22 protein-coding genes and 2 pseudogenes are annotated in these 17384 nt (G+C 68.7%); 16 read left to right on the forward strand and 8 right to left on the reverse strand.

Going from position 1 to position 17384, the window contains the following annotated elements; all coding sequences use genetic code 11:
- The first annotated feature begins 50 nt into the window (after positions 1-50).
- Positions 51-455, forward strand: a complete 405-nt coding sequence (locus tag HB370_RS14935) for a globin (protein WP_030790264.1) — start codon at positions 51-53, stop codon at positions 453-455.
- A 30-nt stretch (positions 456-485) separates the two neighbouring features.
- On the opposite strand, the gene HB370_RS14940 is transcribed toward HB370_RS14935, so the two are convergent.
- From HB370_RS14940 to ettA, 3 genes are read right to left on the reverse strand one after another with little or no spacing between them, the layout of a single operon-like run.
- On the reverse strand, positions 486-1166 hold the full coding sequence (locus tag HB370_RS14940; protein WP_030790262.1) for a hypothetical protein: 681 nt from the start codon (positions 1164-1166) through the stop codon (positions 486-488).
- Complete coding sequence (locus HB370_RS14945; protein ID WP_030790258.1) at positions 1163-1597, reverse strand: thioesterase family protein; 435 nt, start codon at positions 1595-1597, stop codon at positions 1163-1165. Before HB370_RS14945 ends, HB370_RS14940 begins: the two co-directional genes overlap by 4 nt.
- Positions 1598-1603: 6 nt before the next feature.
- Positions 1604-3268 carry an energy-dependent translational throttle protein EttA gene (ettA, locus tag HB370_RS14950; protein WP_030790256.1) on the reverse strand — a complete coding sequence of 555 codons (1665 nt, stop codon included), beginning with the start codon at positions 3266-3268 and terminating at the stop codon, positions 1604-1606.
- A gap of 591 nt (positions 3269-3859) precedes the next feature.
- Between ettA and HB370_RS14955 the strand changes: the two genes are divergently transcribed.
- Positions 3860-4942 carry a pentapeptide repeat-containing protein gene (locus HB370_RS14955; RefSeq protein WP_157855639.1) on the forward strand — a complete coding sequence of 361 codons (1083 nt, stop codon included), beginning with the start codon at positions 3860-3862 and terminating at the stop codon, positions 4940-4942.
- A gap of 184 nt (positions 4943-5126) precedes the next feature.
- On the opposite strand, the gene HB370_RS14960 is transcribed toward HB370_RS14955, so the two are convergent.
- From HB370_RS14960 to HB370_RS14970, 3 genes are read right to left on the reverse strand one after another with little or no spacing between them, the layout of a single operon-like run.
- The gene (locus HB370_RS14960; RefSeq protein ID WP_167512982.1) at positions 5127-5510 is read right to left on the reverse strand and encodes a hypothetical protein; all 384 of its coding nucleotides are present in this window, start codon (positions 5508-5510) and stop codon (positions 5127-5129) included.
- Positions 5504-5932: an ATP-binding protein gene (locus HB370_RS14965; protein ID WP_167512983.1), complete on the reverse strand. Its 429-nt coding sequence runs from the start codon at positions 5930-5932 to the stop codon at positions 5504-5506. Before HB370_RS14965 ends, HB370_RS14960 begins: the two co-directional genes overlap by 7 nt.
- 46 nt (positions 5933-5978) lie before the next feature.
- A complete protein-coding gene (locus HB370_RS14970) occupies positions 5979-6386 on the reverse strand; it encodes an NUDIX hydrolase (protein ID WP_030642758.1) in 408 nt (135 codons plus the stop codon).
- 109 nt (positions 6387-6495) lie between these two features.
- Between HB370_RS14970 and HB370_RS14975 the strand changes: the two genes are divergently transcribed.
- The 10 genes from HB370_RS14975 (at position 6496) to HB370_RS15020 (ending at position 13464) form a co-directional block, all read left to right on the forward strand.
- Positions 6496-7284: a GntR family transcriptional regulator gene (locus HB370_RS14975; RefSeq protein ID WP_030790250.1), complete on the forward strand. Its 789-nt coding sequence runs from the start codon at positions 6496-6498 to the stop codon at positions 7282-7284.
- A gap of 167 nt (positions 7285-7451) precedes the next feature.
- On the forward strand, positions 7452-7808 hold the full coding sequence (locus HB370_RS14980) for a hypothetical protein (RefSeq protein WP_030790247.1): 357 nt from the start codon (positions 7452-7454) through the stop codon (positions 7806-7808).
- On the forward strand, positions 7808-9184 hold the full coding sequence (locus HB370_RS14985; protein ID WP_030790244.1) for an FtsK/SpoIIIE domain-containing protein: 1377 nt from the start codon (positions 7808-7810) through the stop codon (positions 9182-9184). The genes HB370_RS14980 and HB370_RS14985 overlap by 1 nt, the downstream gene beginning before the upstream one ends.
- Before the next feature lie 34 nt (positions 9185-9218).
- Positions 9219-9830 carry a DUF2637 domain-containing protein gene (locus HB370_RS14990; RefSeq protein WP_030790241.1) on the forward strand — a complete coding sequence of 204 codons (612 nt, stop codon included), beginning with the start codon at positions 9219-9221 and terminating at the stop codon, positions 9828-9830.
- A gap of 11 nt (positions 9831-9841) precedes the next feature.
- Positions 9842-10033: a mobile element transfer protein gene (locus HB370_RS14995; RefSeq protein WP_167512984.1), complete on the forward strand. Its 192-nt coding sequence runs from the start codon at positions 9842-9844 to the stop codon at positions 10031-10033.
- A gap of 16 nt (positions 10034-10049) precedes the next feature.
- Positions 10050-10244 (forward strand): hypothetical protein, encoded by a 195-nt coding sequence (locus tag HB370_RS15000; protein ID WP_030790237.1) that lies wholly within the window; start codon positions 10050-10052, stop codon positions 10242-10244.
- Between the two features lie 25 nt (positions 10245-10269).
- Entirely contained in the window at positions 10270-10515 is a 246-nt protein-coding gene (locus HB370_RS15005) for a hypothetical protein (protein WP_030790233.1), read from the forward strand.
- Positions 10516-10656: 141 nt separating this feature from the next.
- The gene (locus tag HB370_RS15010; RefSeq protein WP_208974517.1) at positions 10657-11958 is read left to right on the forward strand and encodes a replication initiator; all 1302 of its coding nucleotides are present in this window, start codon (positions 10657-10659) and stop codon (positions 11956-11958) included.
- On the forward strand, positions 11951-12184 hold the full coding sequence (locus HB370_RS15015) for a helix-turn-helix domain-containing protein (RefSeq protein ID WP_030795468.1): 234 nt from the start codon (positions 11951-11953) through the stop codon (positions 12182-12184). Before HB370_RS15010 ends, HB370_RS15015 begins: the two co-directional genes overlap by 8 nt.
- Positions 12184-13464: a site-specific integrase gene (locus HB370_RS15020; protein WP_030795465.1), complete on the forward strand. Its 1281-nt coding sequence runs from the start codon at positions 12184-12186 to the stop codon at positions 13462-13464. Before HB370_RS15015 ends, HB370_RS15020 begins: the two co-directional genes overlap by 1 nt.
- 260 nt (positions 13465-13724) lie before the next feature.
- Here HB370_RS15020 and HB370_RS15025 read toward each other — a convergent pair.
- Positions 13725-14003: pseudogene (locus tag HB370_RS15025) on the reverse strand (Uma2 family endonuclease); the annotation flags it as partial.
- 221 nt (positions 14004-14224) lie between these two features.
- Positions 14225-14743: pseudogene (locus HB370_RS15030) on the reverse strand (HD domain-containing protein).
- Between the two features lie 202 nt (positions 14744-14945).
- On the opposite strand from HB370_RS15030, the gene HB370_RS15035 reads away from it, so the two are divergent.
- The 4 genes from HB370_RS15035 to HB370_RS41910 all read left to right on the forward strand — a co-directional run bounded on the left by HB370_RS15035 (position 14946) and on the right by HB370_RS41910 (position 17256).
- A complete protein-coding gene (locus HB370_RS15035) occupies positions 14946-15398 on the forward strand; it encodes a DUF6086 family protein (protein WP_037703557.1) in 453 nt (150 codons plus the stop codon).
- A gap of 154 nt (positions 15399-15552) precedes the next feature.
- A complete protein-coding gene (locus tag HB370_RS15040; protein ID WP_030795458.1) occupies positions 15553-16029 on the forward strand; it encodes a hypothetical protein in 477 nt (158 codons plus the stop codon).
- A 162-nt stretch (positions 16030-16191) separates the two neighbouring features.
- Positions 16192-16554: a hypothetical protein gene (locus HB370_RS15045; RefSeq protein WP_030795455.1), complete on the forward strand. Its 363-nt coding sequence runs from the start codon at positions 16192-16194 to the stop codon at positions 16552-16554.
- A gap of 375 nt (positions 16555-16929) precedes the next feature.
- Positions 16930-17256 (forward strand): hypothetical protein, encoded by a 327-nt coding sequence (locus HB370_RS41910; protein ID WP_244405527.1) that lies wholly within the window; start codon positions 16930-16932, stop codon positions 17254-17256.
- Positions 17257-17384: the final 128 nt, after the last annotated feature.

A 17384-nucleotide genomic window follows, 5' to 3' on the forward strand; every position in this document is an offset into this window, starting at 1 on the left:
GCGGTCCTAAGTCTTCCGTCCTGGGTCACCGGGTCTGAGACGATAGACGGGTGAATGAGATTCGGCGCGGCACGCTTCAGGAGCAGACCTTCTACGAGCAGGTCGGCGGGGAGGAGACCTTCCGCCGGCTCGTCCACCGTTTCTACGAGGGAGTCGCCGAGGACCCGCTCCTGCGGCCGATGTACCCGGAGGAGGACCTGGGCCCGGCCGAGGAGCGGCTGGCCCTGTTCCTGATGCAGTACTGGGGCGGCCCCACGACCTACAGCGACAACCGCGGCCATCCCCGGCTGCGCATGCGGCACGCCCCGTTCACCGTGGACCGGGCGGCGCACGACGCGTGGCTGCGGCACATGCGGGTGGCGGTCGAGGAACTCGGGCTGTCCGAGGAGCACGAGCGGACCCTGTGGAACTACCTGACGTACGCCGCCGCGTCGATGGTGAACACCCCCGGCTGAGCCGGGTGCGTCGCCGGGCCCCGGCGCGGCTCAGCGCACGCTGACCCCGAGGGACCCGAGCGGCCCCGCCTGCCGTACGGCCACCGAGCCGTACGGCGTCCGCAGGCGCAGCCACGCCCCCGAGGAGAACAGCCCGGTGTCACCGGGCCCGGTGCCCGGCCGCAGGAAGCCCAGGGACTGGGCCGCGTGCACGGCCCGCACCGGCAGTCCGGTGCCCTCGATCCGCCGGGACCAGATGTCCCGCCCGATCCGGTCCAGCTCCGCGCGGGTACGGGCCTCGGGTGCCAGTTCCTCGGTGCGGGAGCGGAATTCGGCCACCGCGGCGGCGACCGTGGCGCGCAGCGCGTCCGGCGCGGGCAGCCCCGGCTCGGGCCGCCAGCCGGCGCGCGGCGGCAGCAGCCCGGCCCACGGCGGACCGGTGACCGGGCCCGGGACGGCGGCGGTGGCCGCCCGCTCGTCCAGGGACTCCAGCAGCTCGCCGGCGGAGACGGTCACGTCGAGGGTGGCGTCGAGCCCGTCCTCGTACGGCTTGGCCAGCCGCACCGCGCGGACGGCCAGCACCTCGAAGGAGGGCGGCCGGCCGAAGACGGCGAGTGCCGTGCCGGCCGCCTTCAGGCGCACCGCGGCCCCACGGTCGTAGTGGAGCAGCCGGGAGAGGAAGGCGGCGAGGTCCGCCGCCTCCGTCTCGTCGGCCAGGTGCAGCACCGTCATGCGGCGACGGCCTCCCCGTCGGCCTCCGCGGCGCCCTCGTCGGCGTCGTCCGTGTACTCGTGGAGGAAGTCACGCTCCTCCGCGGTGATCCGCCGCGGACGCTGGGCGGCGAAGTCGAACGGGACGATGACCGTCGACGCCCGGGCGTAGACGAGGTCGCCGTCCTTCACCTCGTAGGCGAGGGTGAAGGAGGCGGCCTTGATCTCGCTGACCCACAGCTCGATGGTCACCGGCTCGTGCCGGTGGACGAGCTGCCGCTTGTAGTCGATCTCGTGGCGCGCCACCACGGACCCCTGCTGGAAGTCCTTGTCCGGACGGAACAGGAAGTCGACCCGGGCCTCCTCCAGATAGCGGAGGAACACCACGTTGTTGACGTGGCCGTACGCGTCCATGTCCGCCCAGCGCAGCGGGCAGCGGTAGATGTGGCGCAAGACCGATCAGCCCCGGGTCAGCTTCTTGTAGGTGGCCCGGTGCGGACGCGCGGCGTCCGGACCCAGCCGCTCGATCTTGTTCTTCTCGTACGACTCGAAGTTGCCCTCGAACCAGAACCACTTCGAGTCACCCTCGTAGGCGAGGATGTGCGTCGCGACACGGTCCAGGAACCAGCGGTCGTGGGAGACGACGACGGCGCAGCCGGGGAAGTCCAGCAGGGCGTTCTCCAGGCTGGAGAGCGTCTCGACGTCGAGGTCGTTGGTGGGCTCGTCGAGCAGGAGCAGGTTGCCGCCCTGCTTCAGGGTCAGCGCCAGGTTGAGCCGGTTGCGCTCACCGCCGGAGAGGACACCGGCCGGCTTCTGCTGGTCCGGGCCCTTGAAGCCGAAGGCCGACACATACGCCCGGCTCGGCATCTCGACCTGGCCGACGTTGATGTAGTCGAGCCCGTCGGAGACGACCTCCCACAGCGTCTTCTTCGGGTCGATGTTGGCGCGGGTCTGGTCGACGTAGGAGATCTTGACGGTCTCGCCGACCTTGATGTCACCGGTGTCCGGCGTCTCCAGGCCCTGGATCATCTTGAACAGGGTGGTCTTGCCGGCGCCGTTCGGGCCGATGACACCGACGATGCCGTTGCGCGGCAGCGTGAAGGACAGCCCGTCGACGAGGACCTTGTCCCCGAAGGCCTTGTGCAGGTCGTTGACCTCGACCACGACGTTGCCCAGGCGCGGGCCCGGCGGGATCTGGATCTCCTCGAAGTCCAGCTTCCGCATCTTCTCGGCCTCGGCGGCCATCTCCTCGTAGCGGGCCAGACGCGCCTTGGACTTGGCCTGCCGCCCCTTGGCGTTCGACCGCACCCACTCGAGCTCTTCCTTGAGCCGCTTCTGCCGCTTGGCGTCCTTCTGGCCCTCGACCTTCAGACGGGCGGCCTTGGTCTCCAGGTAGGTGGAGTAGTTGCCCTGGTACGGGTACGCACGACCGCGGTCGAGCTCCAGGATCCACTCGGCCACGTTGTCCAGGAAGTACCGGTCGTGGGTGATCGCGACGACGGTGCCCGGGTACTTGGCCAGGTGCTGCTCCAGCCAGTTCACCGACTCGGCGTCGAGGTGGTTGGTGGGCTCGTCCAGGAGCAGCAGGTCGGGCTGCTCCAGCAGCAGCTTGCACAGCGCGACGCGGCGCTTCTCACCACCGGAGAGGTTGACCACGGGCCAGTCGCCCGGGGGGCACCCGAGGGCGTCCATGGCCTGCTCCAGCTGGGCGTCGAGGTCCCAGGCGTTGGCGTGGTCGAGCTCCTCCTGGAGCTTGCCCATCTCGTCGAGCAGCGCGTCGGAGTAGTCGGTCGCCATCAGCTCGGCGATCTCGTTGAACCGGTCGAGCTTGCCCTTGATCTCGGCGACACCCTCCTGGACGTTCTCCAGGACGGTCTTCGCCTCGTTCAGCGGGGGCTCCTGGAGCAGGATGCCGACGCTGTAGCCGGGCGAGAGGAAGGCGTCACCGTTGGACGGCTGCTCCAGCCCCGCCATGATCTTCAGCACGGTCGACTTACCGGCACCGTTCGGGCCGACGACGCCGATCTTCGCCCCGGGGAGGAAGTTCAGGGTGACGTCATCGAGGATCACCTTGTCGCCGTGCGCCTTGCGCGCCTTGCGCATGGTGTAAATGAACTCAGCCAAGAGAAACCGTCCGGCAGCTTGAAATCTGGCAGTGGGCAGATACACCCCATCTTGCCGTACCGCCACCCCAACGGGGAAACCCGTTCCGTTCGGGGGCTCTGACCTGGGGTTTCACTGTGGCGCGCTGCGTCTCGTCTGTCACTGCCGGTCGCCGTCGGTCGGCTTCGGGCACCCTCGCACGGCCCAGGGACGGCCCGGAGTCGATCACCAGGAACCGGTCATCGACTGACAGTGGCGCCATCGAGCAGGCCGCATGAACCTCAGCCACCGACAGCCAGCCACGACGGCGGACGCGCCAACCGACCAGGCGCGCGTATGTCTCGCTGCACCCCCACCGGCCTCAGCCACGGCGCAGCGCCGTCGACGGGAGCGGCCACGCCGGCCGGGCCGTGGGGACGAGCCGGAGCCAACCGCACCCGAACCCTCAGCTTGGGAAGCTACGGGGCGGAACGTCTCCGCCCGCATAGCCGGTACATGGATCAGTATCCATTGAGTGTGAGGAGGAGGCTGCTTCCGCCATCTACCTCAAGTTTTGCTCTGAATTCTGCCCCCCTGGAGCGAACAGTCTCCATCTCGGGGACGCTTCGATACATGAAGCCTAAGACGAGGAAGGTCGCTTCTGTTCTTGTAGCGGCGCTAACGGTTGTAGGCTACGGCCTCCTTCTTTGGCGTGGCCCTTGGTGGCTTGATGGGACTCACCTTCGCGAGAAAGATCTTCAGCCAGCCGATGGTGTCGTTATCACCGGTTTCCGGACGATGCTTGTGGCCTTAGGGGCCGGACTAGTGGCAGCGATCGGCGTGCACTACACCCATAGAAGCCACAAGCAGACAGATAGGATTTTCGAGCACACCAGAGAGAAGGATAGGGAACAGGCAGAGTTGATCCGTGAGGGTCAGGTCACCGATCGCTATGTGGAAGCTGTTAAGTTGCTGGGGTCAAGCAATCTGACCGAGCGCTTGGGTGGAATCTATGCGCTTGAACGTATAATGCGGGACTCCGAGCGCGACCATCCCACGATCGTGGAATTACTCGCCGCATTCATAAGGGAGCGGGCGCCACTCCCTGACGAGTCGACCGAGACTCCTGTTGACTATCGAGCCCCGGAAGATATTCAGGCGGCATTGACGGTCCTGACCCGGAGGCCTGAACACCCGCACCATGGCGCTCTCTTGGCACACACTGATCTGCGAGGCGTGAGGTTGAACGGAGGGCGTCTGACTGGCTTAATCCTCGGAGGGGCCAGGTTTGATCGAGTGACTTTTTACGATGTGTCGATGGCGAGAACTAATTTGAGCAATGCAAAATTCAAGGGTGCGAATATTTACGGGGGGAGCTTTGAGGGTGCGATGCTCTTTGATGCCAATTTCGATCGAGCTGCACTATCGACTGTAAGTATGAAAGGTGCGAATCTAGAGGCTGTCAGCCTTAAGGAGACGTTCCTTCTCGGAGGTGATATGCAGGATGTTGATCTCGGGGGAGCGCTGATGGATGGAACCATGGTCACGGATGAGGTGAATCTGCCGGCAGAGCTCTTGATTCAGGCCAAGATCATGGGGAACTGTAGACTTCCTGATCGATACCTGAGAGATCCGGCAGTTTTGAAACGGGTGCGTGAGTGCCTTCAAGAAAGTGACAGAGAAAGGGGAGAGGGAGCCCCTGAGGGTCACTCGTAGAATCGCGGAGCCGACCGCCTCAGTAACGACGTACCCCTTCTCTGGTATCAGACGACTGGCGTGCGCGGCACGGGCGCCGGCCGGGCTGGAGCGGGGCGGAGACAGGAGCGCAGGCCCGGCCGGGGGCCGGGCCGCGCGCGGGGAGCGGAGCGAGCCGCCTTGAACCAGTAGAGAAAGTTGTAACTCACTCTTCAGGGCGGGGCGTGAAGTCGTGCGCGCATGCTGGGAGTTCGGTGCCCTGGCGGTGCGCGAGGGGCAGGAAGAGCACTGGCCGGATCGTCCAGGTAATGCGGGTGCCGACGTGGGTCAGTGACACCGTGCAGGGCTCGGCCCGCAGCAGGGCTCGCCGGGTGTCGATCCGGCCGTCATACATCCACTCCCACGCTTCGGCGGATGCGTCCGAGTCCAGAGCCGGGGAGATCGTTTCGAGGGCGATCGCTACCCAACGGTCCGCTTGTGGGGCGGAGTAGGCGTCGAACGATGCCACCAGTACCGGCGGACCCTGTTCGGTCAGACTCTCCGTCCAGCACTCGCACCAGAACCCCCACCGGGGCAGCTTCATCAGCATCGTCGGCCTCCCAGCCGTGCGTCGGCGTACAGCTCGGCGGTGACCGTGTGGCCCTGGTCGGTGTCGTGGACGACGACCCGGTGGGCGAGGGCGCTGACCATGCCCAGCCCTCGGCCGTGCTCGGCCTCCTGATCGTGGTGCTCGACCTTGGGGGCCGTGGCCGCGCCGCCGTCGTCCGTGACCGAGACCGCGACCACCTGTGCCGAGACGGCGACGGCCAGGTGGAAGCTGCCGGGCTGCCAGCCGCTGGACGTGTGGCGGATCGCGTTGGTGCTCAGCTCGCTCACGATCAGCTCGGCGTCGTCGGCCAGAGGGGAGTCGCGCAGGATATCCCGGGTCCAGCGGCGGGCCCGGCTCACTTCTTCCGGGAATCCTGGGCAACTCAGCCCCCAGACCCGGGCTGTACTCGTATACTCGTGCATACAAGTTCCTTCGTGCTGGTAGGCCGCCATGTGCAGCGGGTTCGGGCTAGACGAGTTTCACGCCGTCGTGGGCGCGAACGGCCGGCGGGGTCGTAGCGTCGAGTGCGTCAAGCACGCGTATCGCGTACGCCTCGTCGGCAAGCTCGGTGACCTCTTCGCGGGTGGCCCAGCGCAGTGCGCGGGTCTCGTCACCGGTGGTGGGCACGCCGTCGGCGGCTTCGCAGCGGAAGACCAGCGAGACGATCAGGCCCTTCATGTTCTTGTAGACGCCGGTCAGGGTCGCGGGAAGCGCGATCTTGATGCCGGTCTCTTCGAGGACTTCGCGCTGGAGGGCTTCCGGGATGGTCTCCTCACGTTCGAGGACACCGCCCGGCGGCTCCCAGTGACCGTTGTCCCGGCGCTGGATCAGGAGGGCCCGGCCCTGGTCGTCCACGACGACCCCGGCGACGCTCACGGAGTGCGGGCGTTCAGTGCTCACGTTCCTCGGCCCTCTCGGCTGGCTAGGCTCTCCACCGTAGCAACAGCACTCGCCCACTCGTCTAGATACCTAAAGGAGTACTCACGTGAGCCCTCTTTCTTCGGGCCTCCTCGGTGATCTCGACCCCACGAGCGATCGTGCGGTCTTCCGGCAGATCGCCGACCAGCTTCGCGAGGCCATCGACCGTGGGCGATTCCGCGAGGGCGAGAAGCTGCCCTCCGAAGCCGACCTCGTGGACCACTTCGGGGTGTCCCGGATGACGGTCCGCAACGCCTTCTCCATCCTCCAGGGCGAGGGCCTGGTGCACGCCGAGCACGGCAGGGGAGTCTTCGTACGGCCACGACCCCCCGTCAGGCGCCTCGCCTCCGACCGCTTCGCCCGCCGTCACCGGGAACAAGGCAAGTCCGCGTTCATCGTGGAGGCCGACGCGGCCGGCGGCCACCCCCAGGTCGACAGCCTGGAGGTCAAGGAGGAGAAGGCCAGCCAGGACATCTCCACCCGGCTCGGCTCCGTGCGGCGAGTCCTGGCCCGACGGCGCCGGTACCTGCTCGACGGGCGGCCGGTCGAGTTCGCCACCTCGTACCTCCCGCTCGACATCGCCCGCGGAACCCCCATCGCCGAACCCAACCCCGGCCCCGGCGGCATCTACGCCCGCCTGGAAGAGCTTGGCCACCGCCTCGACCACTTCGACGAGGAGATCCGCGCCCGGATGCCCTCGCCCTCCGAGGTCAAGACGCTGCGACTCGCGGCCGGCGTCCCAGTCATCCACCTCATCCGGACCGCCTTCGACACCGAGGGCCGGGCCGTTGAGGTCTGCGACACGGTGATGGCGGCGGACGCGTACGTCCTCTCATACCAGCTTCCGGCGACCTGATCGTCACGATTTGCGGGGGTGCGCGGGGACGTCCTCCCGAACTCGTACACCCCAACACGCTTACTCGTATAGACGAGTGGGCGAGTTGTGTGGCAAGGTGATTCCGCGATCCCGATCAAGGGGTTCGCAGAACCCATCTTGTATAGACGAGTAGATAGGAGTGTGTCTTGCGCACCATCCGCGTGGAGACCTCCGGCGCCACGATCCTCCTCACCGAGGCCCCTGAACCGAAGGTCCGCGACCGGCAGACCGGCGAGATCGCCAAGGACGCCAACAGCGGTGAGGCGCTGATGACCATCGGCGTCGTCTACATCGAGGATGGCGAGTCCTCGCTCATCAAGGTCACCGTCCCGGAGGGCGGCATCTCCGAGGGACTGACCCTTGGGGCGCCGGTCTCGCTGCCGGGCCTGGTCGCCCGGCCGTGGGAGTCCGTCTTCAACGGCCAGCAGCGCCACGGCATCGCCTACCGCGCCGCCGCCGTCACCCCCGCCGCCTTCCCGGCCGCCACCGGGGCCGCTGCCTGATGTCCGACCTGACGACGCTTCTGGAAGTAGGTGGTCCTGTCGCCGCGCTCGGCGGCGGGGCCGCCTACGCCCGGGCCAAGCACCCGGCGGCGTACTGGTCCACGGTCGGCCTCCCGGTGTCCACGCTCCGGCTGCTCAGTACGTACGGCTCCGTGATGGAGGCGTGCGGCCTGACCATGGCACCGTCCCGGCTCCGGGTTCTCGCCGCCAAGGCCATGACCCGGCGAGAGGTGCGGCCCGTACCGCCTCGCCGGGGCCTGCTCCGACCCACCACGACGGGGCTGCGGATACGCCTCCGCCTGGCCCCTGGCCAGGAACCCGCCGACTTCGCCGCCTCGGCCGAACGGCTGCGGCACGCCTGGGGCGTCCACGCCGTCTACGTCATCCCGGTCAAGCCGGGTGTCATCGAACTGCGGCTCGTCGGCTACGACGTCTTACGGCGGGTCCGCATGCCGCGCAAGATCGCGGACGGCTTCCTCCAGGTGCCGGTCGCCCTGCGCGAAGACGCCACGCCGTTCGTACGCGACTACCGCACCATCCCCCACCAGCTCACCCTCGGCGCCACCTTGTCCGGCAAGTCCATGTACCTGCGCCACCTCCTCGCCGGCCTCGCCCCTCAGCCGGTCGCCCTGGTCGGCATCGACTGCAAGCGGGGCGTCGAACTGGCCCCCTTCGCACCCCGGCTCTCCGCGCTGGCCACCGACCCGGAACAGGCGGCCGAACTGCTGCCCGTCCTGGTCAAGGAAATGGAGGACCGATACGACCTGATCAAAGCCCGACAAGGCATCGCCCCCGGCACCCCGGATGAGGAGATCACCTCCGACATCTGGGGCCTGCCCGAGCACGAGCGCCCCGTGCCCATCGTGCTGTTCGTGGACGAGGTGGCCGAACTCTTCCTCGTCGCCACGAAGAAGGACGAGGAACGCCGCGACGAGATGGTCACCCAGCTCATCCGGCTCGCTCAGCTCGGCCGCGCGGCCGGCATGTTCCTGGAGGTCTGCGGGCAGCGCTTCGGCGCCGAACTCGGCAAGGGCGCCACCATGCTCCGCGCCCAGCTCACCGGCCGCGTCTGCCACCGCGTCAACGACGAAGCCTCCGCGAAGATGGCCCTCGGCGACATCGCCCCCGAAGCGGTCATTGCCGCCTGCTCCATCGCCCCAGAACGGCCCGGCCTGGCCGTGGCGGGCGACACCTCCGGCGGCTGGTCCCGCATCCGCACGCCGTACCTCTCCCTCACCGGCGCGGCCGAGACCTGCCGCGCGTCCGCCGGAATGGTGCCCGACCTGCCCGCGCTGGAGCCCTTCCGCCCCGACGTGCCCGAGCGACCGGTCGAGCACGCGGCCCCGGTCGTCCTGCCCCACCCGGTCACCGACTGACCTACCCCCGCCCAACTCCGGAAGGAGCCGCATCATGCGCGCCCACCTGGCCCGCGTCGACGCGGTGCTCGTCCAGGCGCTCATCGCCGCCGCGCTGTCCTTCGCCCACCTCCACGATGTCGCCGTGGCGGCCGGACAGGACGGATGGAAAGCGTGGGCCTATCCCGTCTCCGTCGACCTACTGCTCGTCGCCGCCTGGCGTCGACTGCGCTCCGGCAACGGCAAAGCCGCGGCCTGGTGCTGGTTCGTCATCGCCCTCGCCGCCTCCCTCGGCGCCAACGTCGCCACCGCCGGCCTCCTAGACCTCGGCAACCTCCCCGCCTGGCTGCGCATCCTCGTCGCGGGCTGGCCCGCCATCGCCTTCCTTGGCGGGACGCTCCTCGCCCACTCCGCACCCAAGCCGGACACCGAAGCCGAAGTCACCGAGGACCAGGTGGACGAGCCCGAAACCGCCCCCGAACAACCCTCCATCGAGACACCGGCGCGACCGGCACCCATCCCGGTCCCGTCCGCTCTGGTCGACCACGCCCGCAAGGTCGCCGCCGAGCATCACGCCCGTACCGGTGCCCCCATCGACACACCGACCCTCCGCGCCCGCCTCGGCGTCCCCGCGCCGATGGCCGAAGCCATCGCCACCCGCCTCTGAGAGGAGACCGCGTGTCCGCCAACCGCAGCTTCCGCAATGTCACCCGCATCGGCCCCGTCCAGGTCGGCACTTCCTACGACAACCGGGGCCGCGAGAAGCACACCGCCGCCTGCACCGCCCCGCGCTGCGGCTTCTCCGCCGACTACGACAGCCGCGCCGCCGCCGAACTCGCCGCCCGCACCCACCGCTGCCCCATCCGCTGAAAGGACCCGGACCACCGTGACCGTCAGCCTGCCGCTCGTCCTCATCCTCGGGTTCTTCGCCTGGGGAGCGATCAAGTTCCTCGGCGTCCGCCCCTGGATCGTCGTCCTCATCGCGCTGTTCGGTTTCTGGCTCTCGCACACCTTCCTCGCCCCCGCTATCGAGTCCGGCACCCGGTCCGGCGTCGGCGTCGTAAACGGCCCACATGACTAGACGAGTAGATAAGGAAGGCCAAGCCGTGTTCCTGCCCAAGTACCCGGAGAACCCGACCCCGCCGTCCGCCCACACCCACGCGCCCACCGATCCGGCGCCCGCCCGACGCGGCCTCGCGTCCCTTCCCGTCGATCAGAAAACGGTCGTGGCCCTGCTCGTCGGCGGAGTCGTCCTCACCGCGCTCCTGGCCGCCGTCGCCGTCACGGCCATCTCCGTGGCCGTCACCACCGTCGTCCTGCGCTCCCTGCTCCGCGAGCAGCACCGGCGCTGACCCCTCCGACCGCACCCGGGACGGCCGCGACACGGCCAAGCATCCGGCCGCCCCGGGCCCATCACCCCTGACCGATCCAGTCAGAAGGAGACCGCCATCTTCACCCGCACCACCCCGCCCCCGCTCCCGGAACTCACGAGGCTGGCCGAAAACGGCAACCTGCCGGGCATCCTGCGGCAGCTCTCCGGGCTCGGCGGCTGCACCCACCCGATCCGCCTCGACGGCCACCGCACCGAGTACGACATCGACACCACCACCGGCGAGATCGGCCGCCTCCTCCACCACCTCGACTCGACCACCCTCCCGGCCGGCCAACTCCTCGTCCGCTGCAACAACCGCCGCACCACCCGCTGCCCGGCCTGCGCCGAGGTCTACCGCCGCGACACCTTCCACCTGATCACCGCCGGACTGCGCGGCGGCAAAGGCACCCCGGAACACGTCGCCGCACACCCCCGCGTCTTCGCCACCTTCACTGCCCCCGGCTTCGGCCCGGTCCACAACCGCCGCACCGACGGCCGCACCTGCCGCTGCGGCACCCACCACGACCAGGACGACACCACACTCGGCACCCCACTCGACCCGGACACCTACGACTACGAAGCGGCCGTCCTCTGGAACGCCTATGCCGGACAGCTCTGGCGCCGCTTCTCCATCCACCTCCGCCGTGAGGTCACCAAGCGCGCGGGCCTGTCACAGCGCCGGTTCCGCGACCACGCCCGCGTGTCCTTCGCCAAGGTCGCCGAGTACCAGAAGCGTGGAGCCGTCCACTTCCACGCGGTCATCCGCCTCGACGGCCCCGGCGGCGCCGACACCCCACCCCCGCCCTGGGCCACCGCCGACCTCCTCACCGACGCCATCCACGCGGCAGCCACCAAGGCACGCGTCAACGGCCCGGTCATCGACGGCCGCGCCCACACCTTCACCTTCGGCCGCCAGCTCGACGTACGCACCATCCGTTCCGCCGACTTCAACGACGGCCAGGAGCTGACCGAGCGCGCCGTAGCCGCGTACATCGCCAAGTACGCCACCAAGGGCGCCGAAACCGCGACCGGCGCCCTCGACCGGCCGCTCAAGTTCGCCGCCGAACTCACCCAGCTCGACATCAGCGACCACGCCCGCCGCCTCATCCGCACCGCCTGGACCCTCGGCGCCCGCAAGGACCTCGAACACCTCCGCCTGCGCGCCTGGGCCCACATGCTCGGATTCCGCGGCCACTTCTCCACCAAGTCCCGCCGCTACTCCACCACCCTCGGCGCCCTCCGCGACGCCCGCGCCGAATGGCGCCGCGCCCAGGCAGCCGTAGCCAACGGCCCTGAGCCCGAGACCACCTATGTCCTCGCCCACTGGGCCTTCGCCGGCACCGGCCTGACCGACATCGAAGCCTGGCTTGCCGCATCCCTCGAACCCGCCCCCGGAACGGAAGGAGAACCCACTCGTGGCTAACCGACGCAACACACTGGCGGAAGCCCCACCGCGCCCCCTGCCCACGCGATTCCTGACTCCTGACGACCTGGTGGAGATGTTCGAGCTGCCCAGCGTCGAGACGGTCTACCAGTGGCGCCGCAAGGGCACCGGTCCGCGTGGTTTCCGGGTCGGCCGGCACCTGCGCTTCGACCCGGACGACGTACGCGCCTGGGTCGAGTCCCAGATCACGGGGGCCGCTGCCTGATGGCCGGACACATCCAAGACCGCTGGTACAAGGAAGAGAAGGGGCCGGACGGCAAGCCTCGCAAGGTCAGGACCGACCGCTACGGCACGGGCATGCGCTACCGCGCCCGTTACGTCGCCCCAGACGGCACCGAGAAGTCCAAGAGCTTTCCGGACAAACAGAAGCGGCTTGCCGACCAGTGGTTGACCAACATCGAAGCGGACATGGCGCGCGGGCAGTACATCGACCCGCGAGCCGCACGGATCACCTTCCGGGAGTACACGGAACGGTGGATCGCCGCGCTCACCACTGACCTGACCAGCCGGGCCGCCGTCGAAGGGAGGTTACGTCTTCACGCCCTGCCGTACCTCGGCTCTCGCCCCATCGGCTCTTTCCAGCCCGAACACATCCGCGACTGGAACCGCCGGTTGGAAGAGGCCGTGGCCTCGCCCCAGTACCGGCGCCTCATCTTCGACGCGGTGTCCTCCGTGCTGAACGCGGCCGTGGATGACCGTCTGCTGGCCTCGAACCCGTGCAGGGTCCGATCAGTCAAGGCACCTCGTCCCGCGCCTACACGCGTCCGTCCGTGGTCCGTGGAACAGGTTTTCGGTGTGCGGGCCGGATTGCCTGACCGGTACCAGGCCATGGTCGACCTCGGTGCCGGATGCGGCCTGCGACAGGGGGAGATCTTCGGCCTGGCCGTCGACAACATCGGGGATCTCGGCTGGCTGTACGTCCGCCAACAGGTGAAGAAGGTTCGCGGCACGCTCGTCTTCGCCCCGCCCAAGCGCGGCAAGCTCCGCGACGTCCCCCTCGACCCCGAGGTGTCGGCCGCCCTCCGCCAGCACATGGAGCGCTTCCCGCCCGTCGAGGTGACCTTGCCCTGGCTGACCCCGACCGGCCCCAAGGTCACACACCGTCTCGTCTTCACGAGCGGCATCGGCGCAGCCATCTGGAGCCAGGGCTTCAACGACCAGTCATGGAAGCCTGCGCTGGCCTCCGCCGGCATCATTCCGATCCCGAAGAAGGGGGAGCGCTACGCGGCAGCCCGTGAACACGGGATGCACGCGCTCCGGCACTTCTACGCCTCGGTGCTCCTGGACGCCGGGGAGAGCATCAAGGCCCTCAGCCTCTACCTCGGCCACAGCGACCCGGGGTTCACCCTCCGCGTCTACACGCATCTCATGCCGTCCAGCGAGACTCGGACCCGGAAGGCCATCTCCGCGATGTACCGGTCCGCCGGTCACGCTCACGACGGCCCGAAGACGGACGACGGCCCAGAGACGGCCCAAGCTGCCTGACACGGCCCCTCATCGGCGAAGAAACCGCTGGTGAGGGGCCCTATTCATGCCCTCCCCTGGCAAGTAACACCCCATCTTGCCGTACCGCCAGCCCTACGGGGAAACCCGTAGGTGTCGGGAGCGCTGACCTGGGGGTTTGCCGGTGGGGCGGTGTCTCGCCGATCGCCGTCGGCCTCCGTCGGCCACCCTCGGAACGGGAATCCGCTGCCGACGTGAATCGTTCCCCGCCTCGGATCGCACCTCATGGCCCGAGCGGCCGTTCAGACCCGGCTCAGGTCGATCTCCCCGGGGAAGGGGGCGGTGACCTTGACGACCCCGGTGTGCACGTCCCCGTCCCGGTAGGTCTTCGTCGCGGGATCGAGGACGTAGGTGCAGACGAGGGGCACGCCCGTCGCGGCCTGCCCGATCCGCCAGTAGAAACCGGTCCCGGCTTTCGCATACTGGTCGACCTTCACGATCCGGTCGGTGGTCTCCGAGCCCGGTGACACCACCTCGGCCACCAGCAGCACGTGCTCAGGCCGGGTGGGCGTGATGTCGATCCGGCGATCGCCTTCCGCAGCGGTTCCGCCGCGTCGCGTCGGAGCGGCGTTGGTGTCGATACCCAGTACCTCGATGATCTCCAGCCAACCACGAGGGCGGCCCTCGACGCGCAGGCCGCGTCGGGTGCGCGGGGGCCCGCTCATCATGGGCAGCGACCTCGCGGCCCCGGGTGGCTCGTGGGGCCGGGTGGCTCGTGGGGCCGCTTCCGTCGAGGCCGGCGTCAGCTGCTCTCGCTTATGGCTGCGCGAAGCCAGTCGAGAGGCGCTTGGGCCAGTAGCTCCCGGCTGTTGTCGACCCAGCGCTGCGCGGCGCCCTACCCCTGTGCCTTGTACTCCAGCCCCTGCAACATGCACTCCAGTTTGTCCGCGTCCCGCGCGCAAATGGCCTCGGGCGTCTCCCTGGCCTCGTACTCGGCGACGACCGCGCGGACGGCAGCGCGCAACACCTCGGGCATGCCGGCTGTCTGGTCCGCCGTGACGGCCTCGGGGTCGCCCGGAACGGCGTACTTCTTCCCCAGATGGTTCACGTCCCCGGTGCGTGTCTCCTGCGAGTCGTGCCAGACCGCCGGGTGCGCGGCGCGTGCGGCGTCGGCGCCCTCCAGCGTGGCGATGACCGAGGCGATGACGGACGTGCGCCATGAATGCTCGGCGACACTTCCGGGGTCCCGAACCCCCGCCGTCCACCAGCCTGTTCGGCGGGCCGCCTCGGCGAGGCGGACTGCGTACCGGATGCCTCCCACTCTCGCCGAGCCTGTGGCGAAAGCCCGGAGTCATCCAACATCACCGGCAGGCGCTCACGCGGGACCCGGCCAGCGGCAGACTGAGTACGAAGCAGGTTCGGGCACGCGGCAAGCAGAGCCCACAGGGTGTGGATACTCAAGTGCCCGTCCCCTGCTCGGTCTTCTACCTTGAGCCGAGGCATCCGAACAGGGGGGATCCGCGATGAGCATGTACTTCGACATCGGTGACGAGACGTTGTGGAACCCGTCGAACGGTGCCGGCCGCCTCTTCCTACGACAGGTCGGAGTCTTCGAGGCGGAACTCGGTCTGCCCTCGGGAATCGGGCAGGGCAAGTATTGGGGTGACCCGGACACGCTTGAGGTCGATCCGGCCGTATTCGCGGAGTTCGTACGCGGCCTGGTCGCCTGGCACTGCCGAACCGGGCACGCCGTGATCAGCGCGCTCTCGGAGGGATTCGTGGCGACGGCGATCGCGCTCGCGCGGCGGGCGGGAATCGATGTCGAGATGCCCGAACCGGGGCCCGGGCCCGGTCATGTGTGTGGTGGCAGCCAGTCCGATGTGCAGGTCCCCGGCAATCCCCGGACCGCGTCAGCCGCCACCGTCGCCGCGCTGGACACACGAGCACGGGAGATGGACCGCTGGATGGCCCGCTGAGCCGGTACGCCGGGACCGCCCCTGCCTAGTCAGCGCCCTATCCGAATCCAGCGTTTCTGCGTCTTGCCGGACCATCGGCCCGTACGAGCCCCGCCGGCCCGAGACGGACGCGGTGCGGGGCCGACGGGCACCGTGCGATGGCTACGGTCGGTTCATGCAGTGGATCACGTTGGTCAGCACCATAGTCGGCGCGATGATCGCCACAGGATCCGCCATGCTTCTGGACCGTCAACGGTGGAAGCGGGAGCGCGTGGATCGCGAGACGCAGGCGCGTCGCACTCTGTACGGGGACTATCTGGCCGGCCTGTCCGAGGCCCGACACGCCTGCGGCAACATGGCTCGGGACCCGGACATGGAACCCTCGACACGCCGCACCACGGCTCGTGAGGCGTTCGGGCCGTGCATCGGGCTGAGGTACCAGATGACCATCAGTGCGCCCAGTCGCGTCGTAGAGGCGTCGGAGGATGCTTTCCGCCGCCTGCGCGACCTCCGCGATCGGGTGATGGAGGGAGTCCTGGCCACCGATGCTGTGTACCTGGAGGGGCGCCGGACGTACGACGACGCCCTTGCCGTGCTCCGGGCGCGCATGCGAGAGGACCTGCGCGTCGCTGACGACGGTGCCGCGCCCTGAGGTCGGAAGCTTCGGTCGTCTGCGGGGTGGTCGCCGAGTTGACCTGTGGTGGAGCAACCTCGTTGCCTGGCAGGCATGTTCGGCTGTTCGCAGCGGTACGGGCCGGCGCCCGGCCGGTACGATGCGCGGGCTGGGCAGTGTTCACCAGACAGGGGAGGGACCATGAGGATCAGGGACCCGGAGTACCCGGCAGCGCGCGAAGCCGCCGTGGACATCCTGCGGGAGCGGGCCCGGCAGGGGCGGACCATCACGTACGGGGAGCTGAGCGCCGAGCTGGCGGCACAAGGTTTCGACTCCGTTCCGCCGCACCGCGGAGTCATGACCTACCTGCTCAAGGATGTCTGCCTCCACCGCAACGAGGACGGACGGGCGCCGATGCTTTCGGCGATCGTGGTGAACAAGGCCAGCGGCGAGCCATCCGGCCAGTTCTCCGAGCTTGCCCGAAGCCTGCCCTTCTCCCGGCCGGCCGACTGGAGTTGGCGGGACGAGCAGCAGAGGGTGTTCGCTCAGTACCGCGAGGAATGACGTCGGTCGGTCCTCGGCAACGCCCGGTTCATGAGGTCGGTCCGGGTCCGCTTCGGCCGCTGTCCCCCGGGAGCCAGCGGGAACACGGGTGGCTGCTCGGCGTCGCTGTGTCTCCGGCCGTCTTCGTCAGTGATGGGGGATCAACATGGGGGATCAACATTGTGGGAGCAGCTCCCTGCTTTGGCCGGCGTAGTCGTGGGAGCCATCGGCTCCTACGTGGCGACCAGTCTCACGGAACGGAGCAGGTGGCGACGGGTAAGAGCCGAACGCTGGGACCAGAAGAGACTGGACACCTACGCGTCCTACGCGAACAGCCTGAAGCATCAGATCAACATCGCCCAGCGCATAGGAGCGGCAAGGGGGTTCCAACACGCTGTGGACCCGCTGGATCCGGAACAGGGCCTGGCGCAGCTCGCCGAGGCCGAGGCGCGGCGTGCCACCGAGTGGGAAACGATGCTGCTCGTCGGGGAAGCGGAGACCATAGCGGCGGCTCGCAGATGGCATGAATCCGTGTGGAACGTCGAACTTTATGCTCGCGGCCTGAAAGACGACCCTGCCGGCTGGGAGACAGCGGTCGGGCAGATGAGCCGAGCGCGTGATGGCTTCTACGCTCTCGCACGGCGTGACCTGGGCATCATTGGGCCTCCTCCACCGTCCGGCAACTGGCCTCGTGCCTGGCAGCGGCAAGACGAAACGAACTGAGAACGACACGCTGCCACGTGACCGGTCTACCGCCAGAGACACAGCCCAGAGACACAGCGAAGCACGGCTGGCATGCGTCCGGTAGGGGACTTGGTGGGTGGTTCATAGTCATTCGCGGGAATTTGCCC

The sequence above is a fragment of the Streptomyces sp. DSM 40868 genome (assembly GCF_011820545.1).
Lineage (GTDB): Bacteria > Actinomycetota > Actinomycetes > Streptomycetales > Streptomycetaceae > Streptomyces > Streptomyces eurythermus.